Annotated in this window: 11 protein-coding genes; 10 read left to right on the forward strand and 1 reads right to left on the reverse strand. The window is 63.7% G+C overall.

Translation table 11 applies throughout. The features are described 5' to 3' along the window. Positions 1-25: 25 nt before the first annotated feature. The 10 genes from Q8K99_07920 to ftsZ all read left to right on the forward strand — a co-directional run bounded on the left by Q8K99_07920 (position 26) and on the right by ftsZ (position 12,006). A complete protein-coding gene (locus tag Q8K99_07920; GenBank protein MDP2182482.1) occupies positions 26-1,483 on the forward strand; it encodes a UDP-N-acetylmuramoyl-L-alanyl-D-glutamate--2,6-diaminopimelate ligase in 1,458 nt (485 codons plus the stop codon). Next, on the forward strand, positions 1,477-2,889 hold the full coding sequence (murF, locus tag Q8K99_07925) for a UDP-N-acetylmuramoyl-tripeptide--D-alanyl-D-alanine ligase (GenBank protein MDP2182483.1): 1,413 nt from the start codon (positions 1,477-1,479) through the stop codon (positions 2,887-2,889). The genes Q8K99_07920 and murF overlap by 7 nt, the downstream gene beginning before the upstream one ends. Further along, the gene (gene mraY / locus Q8K99_07930; protein MDP2182484.1) at positions 2,882-3,925 is read left to right on the forward strand and encodes a phospho-N-acetylmuramoyl-pentapeptide-transferase; all 1,044 of its coding nucleotides are present in this window, start codon (positions 2,882-2,884) and stop codon (positions 3,923-3,925) included. Before murF ends, mraY begins: the two co-directional genes overlap by 8 nt. A gap of 1 nt (position 3,926) precedes the next feature. Beyond that, positions 3,927-5,312 (forward strand): UDP-N-acetylmuramoyl-L-alanine--D-glutamate ligase, encoded by a 1,386-nt coding sequence (gene murD, locus Q8K99_07935; GenBank protein ID MDP2182485.1) that lies wholly within the window; start codon positions 3,927-3,929, stop codon positions 5,310-5,312. Beyond that, positions 5,309-6,550: a putative lipid II flippase FtsW gene (gene ftsW, locus Q8K99_07940; protein ID MDP2182486.1), complete on the forward strand. Its 1,242-nt coding sequence runs from the start codon at positions 5,309-5,311 to the stop codon at positions 6,548-6,550. The genes murD and ftsW overlap by 4 nt, the downstream gene beginning before the upstream one ends. Next, positions 6,462-7,589 carry an undecaprenyldiphospho-muramoylpentapeptide beta-N-acetylglucosaminyltransferase gene (murG, locus tag Q8K99_07945; GenBank protein MDP2182487.1) on the forward strand — a complete coding sequence of 376 codons (1,128 nt, stop codon included), beginning with the start codon at positions 6,462-6,464 and terminating at the stop codon, positions 7,587-7,589. Before ftsW ends, murG begins: the two co-directional genes overlap by 89 nt. After that, positions 7,586-8,980: a UDP-N-acetylmuramate--L-alanine ligase gene (gene murC, locus Q8K99_07950; GenBank protein ID MDP2182488.1), complete on the forward strand. Its 1,395-nt coding sequence runs from the start codon at positions 7,586-7,588 to the stop codon at positions 8,978-8,980. Before murG ends, murC begins: the two co-directional genes overlap by 4 nt. Beyond that, positions 8,971-9,888: a UDP-N-acetylmuramate dehydrogenase gene (murB, locus tag Q8K99_07955; GenBank protein ID MDP2182489.1), complete on the forward strand. Its 918-nt coding sequence runs from the start codon at positions 8,971-8,973 to the stop codon at positions 9,886-9,888. Before murC ends, murB begins: the two co-directional genes overlap by 10 nt. Positions 9,889-10,066: 178 nt before the next feature. Beyond that, positions 10,067-10,786 carry an FtsQ-type POTRA domain-containing protein gene (locus Q8K99_07960; protein ID MDP2182490.1) on the forward strand — a complete coding sequence of 240 codons (720 nt, stop codon included), beginning with the start codon at positions 10,067-10,069 and terminating at the stop codon, positions 10,784-10,786. Positions 10,787-10,929: 143 nt separating this feature from the next. Next, positions 10,930-12,006 (forward strand): cell division protein FtsZ, encoded by a 1,077-nt coding sequence (ftsZ, locus tag Q8K99_07965; protein ID MDP2182491.1) that lies wholly within the window; start codon positions 10,930-10,932, stop codon positions 12,004-12,006. Positions 12,007-12,160: 154 nt separating this feature from the next. On the opposite strand, the gene Q8K99_07970 is transcribed toward ftsZ, so the two are convergent. Then, the gene (locus tag Q8K99_07970; GenBank protein ID MDP2182492.1) at positions 12,161-12,715 is read right to left on the reverse strand and encodes a hypothetical protein; all 555 of its coding nucleotides are present in this window, start codon (positions 12,713-12,715) and stop codon (positions 12,161-12,163) included. Positions 12,716-12,842: the final 127 nt, after the last annotated feature.

A 12,842-nucleotide genomic window follows, 5' to 3' on the forward strand; every position in this document is an offset into this window, starting at 1 on the left:
TCGACCGTCTTCTAGGTGGGAACAAGTGACTACGACTACCCTTCAGAGTCTTGCAGAGGCAATCGGAGCGAACGCTCCCGGTCTCGATATCGGCGTCTCTGGCATCGCATACCGCTCGGACCGGGTCGGGGATGGCGATGTCTTCTTCTGCATTCCGGGATTCGCGCACGACGGGCACGATTTCGCAGCTGACGCGGTCGCCCGTGGTGCAGCGGCGCTAGTCGTTGAGCGTCTTGTCGACGTTGCGGGTGACGTCCCTCAGGTGCGAGTACCGGACACCAGGCGAGCACTTGCGCTCGGTTCGGCGCACCTCCACGGTGATCCGAGTGGGCGTATGGACGTCGTCGGCGTGACCGGAACGAACGGCAAGACAACCACGACGTACCTGGTCGATAGCATTCTTCGTGCTTCCGGACGCGTGACCGGCGTCATCGGCACCGTGGAAACGCGCATCGGCGGTAGACGACTGGCCGCGGCAAGGACGACGCCAGAGTCGGCCGACCTGCAGGCGCTCTTGTCGGAAATGGCCGAGGAGGGAGTCTCTGCTGTCGCGATGGAAGTCTCCTCTCACGCGATCGACCTGTGTCGCGTCGACGGCGTGCACTTCGCGGTCGCCGCGTTCACGAACCTGACACAGGACCATCTGGACTACCACCAGACCATCGAGGAGTACTGGTCGGTCAAGAAGCGGCTCTTCACCGACATGCCGGTTCGCTACCGCGTGGTCAACATCGACGACCCGCTCGGCGCAGGTCTCGCCGCTGAACTGGACGAGGTCCTTACCGTGAGCATCGGCGGGCTAGAGGCCGACGTACTCGCCGATGACGTCACACTGTCAGCCGAGGGTGTACGATTCCGGCTGGTCACACCGTCGGGGGTCGCGGACATCAGCCTGCCGCTTACAGGTGACTACAACGTGAGCAACGCGGCGGTGGCTGCTGGGTGTGCGCACGTCCTTGGCGTGGATATCGAGACCATCGCGCGGGGGTTGGGGGACGCGCATCAAGTCCCGGGTCGTTTGGAGCGCATAGAGGAGGGGCAGCCCTTTGCCGTCTACGTGGACTATGCGCATACGCCCGACAGTCTGGCGAAAGCCATCGCGGCGGTGCGAGAGGTCACCACGGGGCGGGTCCTGGTCGTGTTCGGATGCGGTGGAGATCGGGACCCGGAGAAGCGGCCGATGATGGGCGCGGCGGTGTCGGAGGGGGCCGATCATGCAATCATCACCAGCGACAACCCGCGCTCGGAGGATCCGGTCGGAATCGTCCTGCAGATAGAGGACGGCATGCGAGGCGGCTCCGCATCATACGAGGTGGAACTGGACCGCCGGCGAGCGATCTCACATGCGCTCACGCAGGCTGTTTGCGGTGATTCTGTGCTGATCGCGGGCAAGGGTCACGAGGACTACCAGATACTCGCAGATCGCACTATTCATTTCGATGACCGCGAAGTCGCGCGTGAGGAGTTGGGACTGCCATGCTGACACTTGCGGTTGAGACTCTCGTCGAGGTGGTCGCGGGACAGCTGGTCACCGGCTCCGAGGACGCGATGGTGAACGGCCTCGTGACCGATTCGCGCGATGTCGATCCGGGCATGGCATTCGTGGCGTTCCGTGGTGTGTCTGCCGATGGCCATGACCACCTCGAGCAGGCAGTATCGCATGGGGCCCGTGCGCTGATAGTCACGCGAAGCCCCGGTGATATCGCCGCCGCGGTGGAAGTCGCAGAGCGTGCGGGTATCGCTGTAGTGCGGGTACCGGATGCGCTCAAGGCTGTTCAGGCCCTGGCGGCGCACCACAGGGATCGCCTCTTCTGTCCGGTGATAGGTGTGACCGGGTCCACCGGGAAGACGACGACGAAGGACTTCATCACATCCGTTCTGTCGACGAGACTGAGGGTCACAGCTACGCTCGGAAACCAGAACAACGAGCTTGGAGTGCCGCTGACGCTCATCCGGGCCGGTGCCGACACCGACGTCTTGGTAGTGGAGATGGCAATGCGCGGTTCCGGCCAGATCGCGCAGCTGTGCGAGATCGCGCGGCCGACGATGGGGTTGGTGACCAATGTGGGCACGAGTCACATCGAGCTCCTTGGCAGCGAAGAGGCGATCGCCTCGGCGAAGGGCGAACTCGTGGAGGCCGTGCCCCCGGAGGGCATGGTCTTCCTGAATAGCGATGATGTCCGCTCAGCGCCTCTTGCCGACCGCGCGCGGGCCCAGGTTGTTCTCTACGGCCTCGGAGAAGAGTGTGAGATCTGCGCGCGTGATGTCACCGTAGACGCTGATAGCCGGCCCTCGTTCGAACTTGTCACTCCGGGGGGCACCCGGCGTGTCACCCTCGCTATTCCGGGTCGGCACAACGTGTACAATGCCCTCGCCGCAGCCGCCGTGGCGCGCAACGTCGGTGTGCCACTGGACGACATCATCAGCGGCCTTGAGTCGGCCGAGATCACAGGGATGCGCATGCAGGTCTTTGAGAGCGCGACAGGCATCCATGTGATCAACGATGCGTACAACGCGAACCCCACATCGATGCGCGCGGCGGTGGAGACCCTTGCGGGCATGTCCGTAGCGGGTCGCAGGGTCGCCGTCCTTGGCGACATGGCGGAGCTTGGCTCTCTCGCGGAGTTGGCGCACTTCCATATCGGCGAGGAGATTGCGCGAAGCGGAATCGACACACTGGTGACAGTCGGAGAACTCGGAGCGCGCTTCGCCGATGGCGCACGCGCTGCGGGCATGGACACGGAAGCGATCCGGCCGTGCGTCACCGTCGACGAGGCGAGCGAGGTGTTGGATGATCTGCTCAGCCCAGGCGATGTCGTTCTGGTGAAGGCGTCGCGGGTGATGGGGTTGGAGCGCGTTGTCGAGGCGATTGTGGAGCCGCATGTTTAGACTCGCCCAATACCCTACCTACCAGGTCTTCCTCGCCGTGGTGCTGGCGCTTGTTGCGTCCGGCGCTCTGTTCCCGCTGTGGATACGGGTACTCCGATTCCGCAATATCGGCCAACAGGTTCGGGCGGACGGACCGCAGGGCCATCTCGTCAAACAGGGCACGCCGACGATGGGTGGAGTCCTCATCCTGTTTGTCATCGCCAGCACCTACCTGGTTCTCGCTGACATCGGACCGCTGTCGATTCTTGCCCTTGGCGTGACGTTCGCGTGCGGGCTCCTTGGCTTCATCGATGACTGGGCGAAGGTCTGGCACGAGCGTTCGCTGGGACTCAGGCCCCGGGCCAAGATCATGTGGCAGGCGGTTATCGCGATCACCTTCGGCGTGCTCGTGGTCAACTGGGCTGGGCTTTCGACCGACGTGGCGCTTCCGTTGGTCGGAGTCAACGTGGACATGGGCGCCCTCTCCAGTATGGTCAACCTGGGCTCACTGGAGATCGTCGTCCCATGGCTCTATCTGGCCCTGGTGTTCTTCATGATCCTTAGCTTCTCCAATACCGTTAACCTGACCGATGGGTTGGACGGTCTTGCAGCGGGAACGGTCACCATCGTGATGCTCGCGTATGCCGGCATCGCGTTTCGCCAGGACCGGCTTGAGGTCGCCTTGCTGGCCGCTGCGATCGCGGGCGCGTGCATCGGATTCCTTTGGTACAACAGCTATCCCGCCGACATATTCATGGGCGACACGGGCTCTTTGGGTCTTGGCGCTGCGATAGCGGCTTTGGCCATCATCACCAAGACGGAGCTATTAGCCGTTCTCATCGGCGGCATATACGTGGTCGAGGGTCTGTCGGTGATCCTGCAGATCGCTTCGTTCAAGCTCACCGGGCGCCGGATCCTGCGCATGGCCCCGATCCACCATCACTTCGAGATGATCGGGTGGTCTGAGACGAAGGTGATGGTCCGTTTCTGGATCGTGACCGGCATCATGGCCGGCGCAGGTTTCGCTCTGTACTTCGTGGGTTCGGTGAGGAAGTAGAGTGCGGAGGCTCAGCGGAGACATACTGGTCGTCGGTCTGGGCCGCTCAGGGGCAGCGGTGGTCCGCTACCTGCTCTCGTGCATCGTGCATGGCGACAGTATCACCATCACGGCGGTCGATGGCGAGGACACGCCGGAGCTCCTGCAGTTGGCCGAGGAGTACCGGGCCGTGGGCGTCAGGGTCGAACTCGGATGCGACCGGGTTGACGGGCACTGGGGCCTCGGCATCGTGAGTCCGGGTATCCCTCCCGGCACGCCGCTTCACATCAGCGCGGTCGAAACATGCGATGAGACGATCGGCGAGCTGGAGCTTGCCTTCCGTATGTCGAGTTCGCCGTGGGTGGCCGTCACGGGCACGAACGGCAAGACCACGGTGACAAGTCTGGCTTCGCACCTTCTCGAGTGCGCCGGGACGATCACTGAGACCGTGGGCAATATCGGGAACCCGGCGATCGACATCGTTGAAGAAGCCGCGCCCGAAGCGGCGATAGTCGCCGAAGTATCGAGTTTCCAGCTGCATCTCGTGACGGAGTTCCACCCTCGAGTCGCGGTTCTCCTGAACATCACCCCCGATCACATCGATTGGCATGGCTCGATGGCTGCCTATACGGCGGACAAGACGCGCATCTTCGAGAGGATGGGCGCCGGTGACACCGCAGTCATCGACGTGGACGATGCCGGAGCAGCGCCCTACGCAAGTGAGGTCGAGCTGCAGGGCGTGCGCGTCGTGCGCGTAAGCCGCATGCATGTGCCCGCTGGCGGAGCCGGCCTGGACGGTGGCATGCTGGTGCTGGACACGGACGAGGGCCGGGTCGAACTCATACCGGCGCGAGACCTCCGGATCAAGGGAGATCACAACATCAGCAACGCATTGGCCGCCGCAGCAGCAGCGCACGCTTTCGGCGCGGACGCCACTGCCCTGCGCGAGGGCCTTGCGAGTTTCGCCCCCATCGAGCACAGGATCGAATCCGTGACGACCGTCGGTGAAGTGGAGTACTTCAACGACTCCAAGGCGACCAATCCGGGTGCCGTGCTCATGGCACTCAGCGCGTTCAGGGACCGCCCCGTGGTACTGCTCCTCGGCGGGCGCAACAAAGACAACCTGTTCGACGAGATCGCCGAGGCGGCTCGGTCATGCCGAGGAGTGGTCGCGTTCGGCGAGGCCGCAGACGAGATCGTCGCGGCCTTCGATGCCGCCGGGACGCCAGTCGTAGGTGCGAACGGGCTGGCCGACGCCACCCGCATCGCGCACGATCTGGCACTCCCGGGCGACGCCGTGCTCTTGTCCCCGGCGTGCGCTTCGTTCGACGAGTTCTCGGGGTATGCTGAACGAGGTCGGACTTTCAAGCGCATGGTTCTCAAGATGGCCGAGGAGAGGCGAGCGTGAGCGGCAAACGACACTACGCCGGTGGCCCTGTCGCGCGGTATCTTCTTCTCGGCTCGACGGCCTTCCTGCTGCTCTTCGGCCTGGTCATGGTCTATTCTGCGTCCTCGGTGTCGGATCTTGTGAACTTCTCGGACGGTGCCTACCACTTCAAGCGACAGCTCTTGTTCATGGTCGCCGGGCTTGTGTGCATGGGCCTGGCCAGGTTGTATGACTATCGCAAGCTGCGCTCGCTCAGTTGGCCGCTGTATGCGGTATCGATCACAGGTCTTGTGGCGGTACTTCTCATCGGCGTTGGCAGGTGGGGCGCGACCCGTTGGCTCGATGTAGGCGGTTTCACCATCCAGCCATCCGAATTCGCCAAGCTTGCGTGCATCATGGTTGTTTCGCTCCTGCTGTGCGACCTCTCTGCGCGCAAGATCGACCGTCGGGACTTCTGGGGACGTCTGTTCGTGTCTGTGGGGATCGTGCTTGGCTTGGTGATGCTCCAGCCAGACATGGGGACCGCGATGTCCATCGCGGTCGCCGTGTACCTCGTTCTGGTCCTGGGTCGTATAGAGTGGCCGATACTCGGTGGAACGCTTGTGGCCGGAGCCGCGGTGGCAGCCGGCGCCATAGCGATCGCGCCGTACCGTGCGGCGCGCTTCCTGGCCTTCGTCAACCCCTGGGCCGATCCCCAGGGCGGAGGCTATCAGTCGATCCAGGCGATGCTTGCGTTCGGCTCCGGAGGTATTGCCGGTGTGGGTCTCGGCATGTCCAGGCAGAAGTTCTTCTACCTGCCAGCTGCCCACACCGACTTCATCTTCGCGATCATTGGCGAGGAACTCGGCCTGCTGGGCACGCTTGCGATCGTGGTCGCATTCGCCGTGTTCGCCTACGCAGGAATGCGTATAGCGCTCGGGGCGCGTGATGCGTTCGGGCGGTTGCTGGCCGGAGGTCTCACTGTGATGGTCGTGACCCAGGCGCTCATGAACATGGCTGCGGTCACCGGACTCATGCCTGTCACCGGTATCACGATGCCTCTGGTGAGCTACGGGGGGTCTTCCCTTACATTCAAGATGCTGTGCGTAGGTGTCATCCTGTCAGTGTCGACGTACGGCATGCGGGGCGTGCGTGCCGTCGCCGATAGACCGATTGCCAAGGAGCCTGCCCGTGCGCGTATTGGTGAGCGGCGGGGGAACCGCCGGCCACATCTATCCCGCGTTGGCGGTCGCAGCAGTTCTGCGCGCCGTCGGGCCTGACGACGTAGCGTTTGTCGGCACGCCGCGGGGGCTCGAGGCCCGCCTCGTTTCAGAGGCGGGTGTTCGCTTCTTCGGGCTGCCTGCGAAGGGCTTCGACCGCTCGAAGCCCCTGTCGCTGCTTGTTGCTGTCGCGGTCCTGGGAGTGTCGGCTGTCCGCGCAGTCGGGCTGCTTGCCCGGTTTCGCCCGAACGCCGTCCTCGGGTTTGGCGGATACGTGTCCATTCCGGTGGGTATCGCGGCTGTTGTGTGCCGCGTGCCACTTGTGCTCCACGAACAGAACTCCGTGCCCGGGCTTGCGAACAGGCTGCTGGCGCGGTGGTCTCGCGCGGTTGCGGTCACATACGAGGACTCCGCCGGATACCTTGCGCGCTCGGCACAGGTGGTCGTCACGGGCAACCCGGTGCGCGCGGAGGTCCTGGCGTCTGGACGAGATCAGGGCCGGGAGATGCTGGGAGTGCCCGGCGACGCGACGATGCTTCTGGTGTTCGGTGGAAGCCGTGGAGCGCGGCACATCAACGATGTGCTCGCTCGGTACGCGGGGCGCCTGACGGACTTGCGCGACGTCTACGTGGTGCATATTGCCGGGCGCGATGAGGCCGCCTCGGTGCGCGAACGGGTTGGCGGTCTTGGCGTGGATCCCGTCCGCTACCAGGTACTCGAGTACATCGATGAGATGGGAAGCGCCCTTGCAGCAGCGGATCTCGTGATTGCGCGCGCGGGAGCTACGTCTATCGCCGAGATCACGGCTCTCGGCCGTCCGGCGGTGCTGGTGCCATACCCCTACGCGACCGACGATCATCAGACAACGAATGCGCGGACCGTCGAAGAAGCTGGCGGCGCGCTCCTGGTGGCCGACTCGGCGCTCGACGGGCCGGAGTTCATCGAGGCCGTCACAGACCTCCTGGTGGACGCGGGGACACGTGCTACCATGGCAGCCGCATCTAAGTCGCTCGGACATCCTGACGCCGCCGAGCGGGTTGCTTCGCTCGTTGCCGAAGCCGCCTCCGGGCAGGGTCGCATCGACTGGGAGAAGACGTGAGTTCTGGCGTGTACGCGCACTTCATCGGCATCGGCGGAGCGGGAATGAGCGGAATCGCCTCCGTTCTGAACGAGCGCGGTATCGGCGTGACCGGTTCCGACCTCAAGGAGTCACGCTACACCACAGCCCTTCGCGAGCAAGGGATCGACGTGTCCATCGGCCACAGCGCCGACAACCTTGGCACGCCTGAAGTGGTCGTGGTCTCCTCGGCGATTCCGGAGACCAATCCCGAGCTGGCCGAGGCGCGTCGCGCGGGTCTTGAGGTGTGGCCCCGCGCGAGGATGCTAGCGCATCTGGCCGAGGACCGCGTAACGGTCGCAATCGCGGGCACCCACGGCAAGACGACCACGAGCTCGATGATCGCCGCCATGCTGTTCGCGATGGGCGAGGCCCCGACGTTTCTCATTGGCGGGGAGGTTGCATCGTTCGACACCAATGCACGGTGTGGCGAAGGTCGACACTACGTCGTCGAAGCCGATGAGTCGGATGGCTCGTTCATGTTCCTGGATCCTCTTGTCGCGGTGGTGACGAATGTGGAGGCGGATCATCTGGATCACTACGGCACCTTGGAGGAGGTCGAGAGGACCTTCGTCGCCTTCATGTCCAAGGTTCCTGCGGATGGGACTGTGGTGGCTTGCGCCGACGACGCCAGACTGATGGAGCTGGTGTCAGGGATTCATGCGCGCGTGCTGACGTACGGGTGGTCGGAGATGGCGGACCTTCGGTTCCACTCCCTTGAGTCGAGGGGGCTTGGCCACCGATTCGCTGTTGCGATGCCCGATGGCAGCAGTGTGTCAGCGGAGGTGGCGCTGCCCGGGAAGCACATGGTCTCCAATGCGACTGCCGCGATCGCAGTCGCATACGCGCTTGGACTCGACGCCCTCTCGGCTGGGAAGGGGTTGTCAGGCTTCTCCGGAGTGCGGAGGCGGTTTGATCAGGTCGGCGTCGTGGATGGAATCACGTTTGTTGACGACTATGCCCATCACCCGACCGAGGTTCGCGCTACGCTTCGGGCTGCAAAGGAAAGCGGCTTCGGACGAATATGGGCCATCTTCCAGCCGCACCGATACTCCCGTACCGCAGCGCTGGGTTGGGACTTTGGAGCAGCTTTCGAGGACGCGGACCGTATCGTACTCATGGATGTGTACAGCGCCGGAGAGACTCCTGTGCCGGGTGTCTCCGGGAAGACGCTGGTCGAGACGATTCTCGCGCAATCACCCCGTGCTCGAGTGGCGTATCTCCCGCATCGTGCGGACATCGAGCCATATGTGCGAGCGTATGCTCGCCCCGGCGATCTCATAATGACCATGGGCGCTGGCGACGTGACGACTGTCGGGCCCGAGCTGGTGCGCGCGATGGAACCCGGGGAGAAGGGCCAGAAGTGCCGGTAGCCGCAGCATATGAACGGCTGAGGGAAGTCGTGCATGGCTCCGTGCGCCGATCGGAACCCATGACACGGCATACGACGTATCGAATCGGGGGTCCCGCGGCCCTCTTTGTCGTGTGCGACACGGTATCCGACATAGCGCACACGTTGCGCGTGCTGTCAGAGGAGGGCGTCGACCACACCGTCATGGGCAAGGGGAGCAACATCCTCGTGTCTGACGCCGGGTACGATGGTGCAGTCGTCGTGCTAGGCCGGGAGTTCAAGCGGCACAGCGTCGAGGGTACGCAGATCCGATCCGGTGCCGGCGTGATTCTGGCGGCGGTAGTGCAGGATGCCTTTTCGCGGGGCTTTGCCGGGATGGAGTTCGCGGTGGGAATCCCGGGCACGGTCGGCGGGGCGCTGGCAATGAACGCTGGTTCGCGGGACGACTGGATCGGACATCGCGTGGAGAATGTGACGCTGTTCAATCCGGCTCGCGGGCTCTTCGCGGTACGCGGGTCCGAGGTCGCCTGGGGATACCGCTGCACAGACCTGACCTATCGCGGCCTCATCGTCGAATGCGTGCTCCGTGCCGAGGATGGAGACAAGGAGCGGATTCAGCGTACGATGGAGTCGGGTCTTCGCCGCCGGAAGGCAACGCAACCACTGGGTGTGCCCTGTGCGGGCAGCGTGTTCATGAACCCGCCGGGCGATTCAGCAGGTCGACTCGTCGAAAGCGTGGGCAAGAAGGGCGCTTGTGTAGGCGGCGCGCGCGTGTCCGAGGTTCACGCGAACTTCATCGTGAATGAGGGGGGAGCGAGCGCCCGGGACGTCTGCGCTTTGATCCAGCAGGTACGAGACGCGGTTAGGGACGGGCATGGCATCGAGCTCCAAACGGAAATCCGGTTCCTCGGCACATTCGACGGGACGTAGGAAGGTCGTTATCAGCGCCGAGAGCACGTCTCGGGTGCGCTCGGCGCGACCCGAATCGAAGGGTTCTGCTCGCGGCGCTGCGCGTGCGCGTGACAACTCGACATCACGAACAGCGGCCGATCGGGCAGCAGCAGCGCGGCGTACGCAACGGGAGCGTCGGCTGGGCCGCCGGAGAAGGGTGCTGCAGCTGCGTTTCGCCGCCACTGCACTGCTGCTGGTAGCGGTGGTCTCAGGTGGCGTGAGTCTGTACCGATCAAGTGCGTTCACCATCGAGAAGATAGATGTGGTCGGCAACAGCCGTCTTGGGGCTGCTGACGTACGTGCGATCGCTGCCTTGCCCGATGGCTCGACTCTACTGCGCTACCCCGCGGGGCAGATCAAGGAGCGGCTCGAGGCAAGTCCATGGATCTCCGAGGCTAGCGTGGCCCGGGACTTTCCCAACGTCCTACGAATCCGCATCACCGAGCGGAAGCCCTACGCCCTACTGGACCTCGGGGGAGCGAAGCTATGGATGCTCGACTCCTCCGGATTCGTGATAGGGGAGCAGACCGCCGATGTGACATCGACGGTCGTTGTTGTGAGAGACGTGACGGGAGCTGATCCGCGACCGGGAACGCGTACCGCGTCGGAACCCGTTCTCAACGCCATTGCTGTCTGGGCGGGAATCAGCCAACCCTTGCGTGAGCGAACGCGTGCTATTTCCGCTCCGAGCATCGACAAGACCGCGCTCATCACCACTGACGATATCGAGATTCTGGTGGGAGCATCCGACGATATCGGCAAGAAGGACCTCCTTGCCCGACAGATTCTGCGCGACCAGAAAGGCAAGGTCGTATACATCAGCGTGCGCTCTGTTGAGCGTCCCACGTGGCGCGGCATAGACACACCCCAGCCGTGAGCCAAGGCGTCTATTCACTTTCTTGTTGCAAACCCCTTGTTCTTCGTATAAGGTTTATGCGAAGATTGACTGTTGCACATGCAGTCTAACCGTAAACTTGAGGTTTACCCAAGGTGGACCGAGGGCATCTCAGGGGAGGAAACATGCTCGAGACGGGTGCGAACTACCTGGCCGTGATCAAGGTCGTCGGTATCGGTGGAGGCGGCACGAACGCGGTCGACCGAATGGTCGAGGCCGGAGTCAAGGGCGTGGAGTTCATCGCGGTGAACACCGATGCCCAGGCGTTGCTCATGTCCGACGCGGACTACAAGGTCCACGTGGGGGTCAACCTCACCAAGGGACTTGGTGCCGGGGCGGATCCCGATGTCGGGCTCCAGGCTGCCGAGGAGAACCGGGGCGAGATCAAGGAGGCGCTGCAGGGCGCCGACATGGTGTTCATCACCGCCGGCGAAGGTGGCGGCACGGGTACCGGAGCCGCGCCCATCATCGCTGAGATCGCGAAGGAAGAGATCGGCGCCCTCACCGTAGGCGTCGTTACGCGCCCGTTCGCCTTCGAGGGGCGCAAGCGCGCGCTTCAGGCCGAAGAGGGGATCAAGCGGCTTGCCGAGCACGTTGACACCCTTATCATCATTCCGAATGACAGGCTGCTGCAGGTGGCGGAGAAGAAGACGTCGATACTGGATGCCTTCAGAATCGCTGATGACATCCTGCGACAGGGTACTCAGGGCATCACTGACCTGATCACCGTGCCCGGTCTCATCAACCTGGACTTCGCCGACGTCCGCACGATCATGGAGGACGCCGGTTCTGCACTCATGGGCATCGGCCTGGCGGCCGGTGACAACCGTGCGCATGATGCTGCGAAGGCCGCGATCTCAAGCCCGCTGCTCGAGTCCAGTATCGAGGGCGCCCAGGGCGTGCTTCTGTCGATCGCGGGCGGTTCGGATCTCGGGCTCTTCGAGGTCAACGAAGCGGCAGAGGTAGTCGCCACTGCTGCGCATCCGGACGCAAACATCATCTTTGGCGCCGTTATCGATGACTCGATGATGGATCAGATTCGCGTGACGGTGATTGCGACCGGTTTCGCGGGGCGCCGCCGTCAGGAGACGATGGAGTTCGCCGCCTCCGACGATGAGTCGAGCTCTTCGGTCCCGACGTTCGAGCCCATTTCTGATGAGGAACTGGACATCCCTGCGTTTCTCAAGAAGCGTACGTTCTAGTTGTAGACGCGGTCTGCGAAGGCCGCGATCTCGAAGGCCCGGATGCGGCGGCGGTATCACCCCGCCGCATCCGGGCTCCACTTTCTTCAGGGAGAAGAAGAGACCCGCCGACTTCGAGAAGACGGCGGGTCTGGTCTTTCCACATTCCTGGAGCCTACTCCGGTGGAGCGGGTGGTGCTGGTGGTGCAGGAGAGGCGGGCTCCGCAGGAGGTGCGGGTGGCGCCACCTGTGGTGTCGGCGGTGCCGGCGGCGCGGGAGGCGCCGGCGGCTGGACCGAGGGCGCAGGAGGCGCAGGAGGTGCGGCCATCGGCGGTGCGGCCATCGGCGGTGTCGCAGCTGCGGCAGGAGCGCCCGTTCCTGGCTTGGGCCCCTTCTTCACGATCATGAAGTAGTAGACCGGAGCTACGACCCAATGGAAGCCGAGGAACCAGCCGACGAGTAGGATGACAAGCCACATCGTCTTGGAGCTGCCGGTTGAGTTCGGGAACTCGTACTCCTGGCGTTTGAAGGCGTCTATCACGAGGATTACCCACCAGATGAAGAACGCAAGCATGACCAGAATGACGATGCCCCAGCATGCGAGGATACCGAATCCCACGGCCGCTCCAGCGGCATCATCACCGTAGGTCTGCGCGAAGGCCGGCGCAGCCGCAAACAGCGTGATAGCGCCGACCGCAATGGAGGAGAAGGTCGAAAATGACCGCTTCATCGTCTCACCCCCTCCCGAGCAGTCAGTCTTGCACAATCGGGGCCAACACCAAGACACGCCCCGGGACCTTACAATGAGTGTGCCCCAAGCAGCCACACTTTGCCACGTATCGGTCACGAGAATGCGC

The sequence above is a fragment of the Actinomycetota bacterium genome, assembly GCA_030682655.1.
Taxonomy (GTDB): Bacteria; Actinomycetota; Coriobacteriia; order Anaerosomatales; family JAUXNU01; genus JAUXNU01.

What these genes read in the sequence shown, in the direction of transcription:
- Q8K99_07970 (MDP2182492.1), bottom strand. Translation starts at nt 12,715, where the DNA reads ATGAAGCGGTCATTTTCGACCTTCTCCTCCATTGCGGTCGGCGCTATC.
- mraY (MDP2182484.1), top strand. Translation starts at nt 2,882, where the DNA reads ATGTTTAGACTCGCCCAATACCCTACCTACCAGGTCTTCCTCGCCGTG.
- ftsZ (MDP2182491.1), top strand. Translation starts at nt 10,930, where the DNA reads ATGCTCGAGACGGGTGCGAACTACCTGGCCGTGATCAAGGTCGTCGGT.
- murF (MDP2182483.1), top strand. Translation starts at nt 1,477, where the DNA reads ATGCTGACACTTGCGGTTGAGACTCTCGTCGAGGTGGTCGCGGGACAG.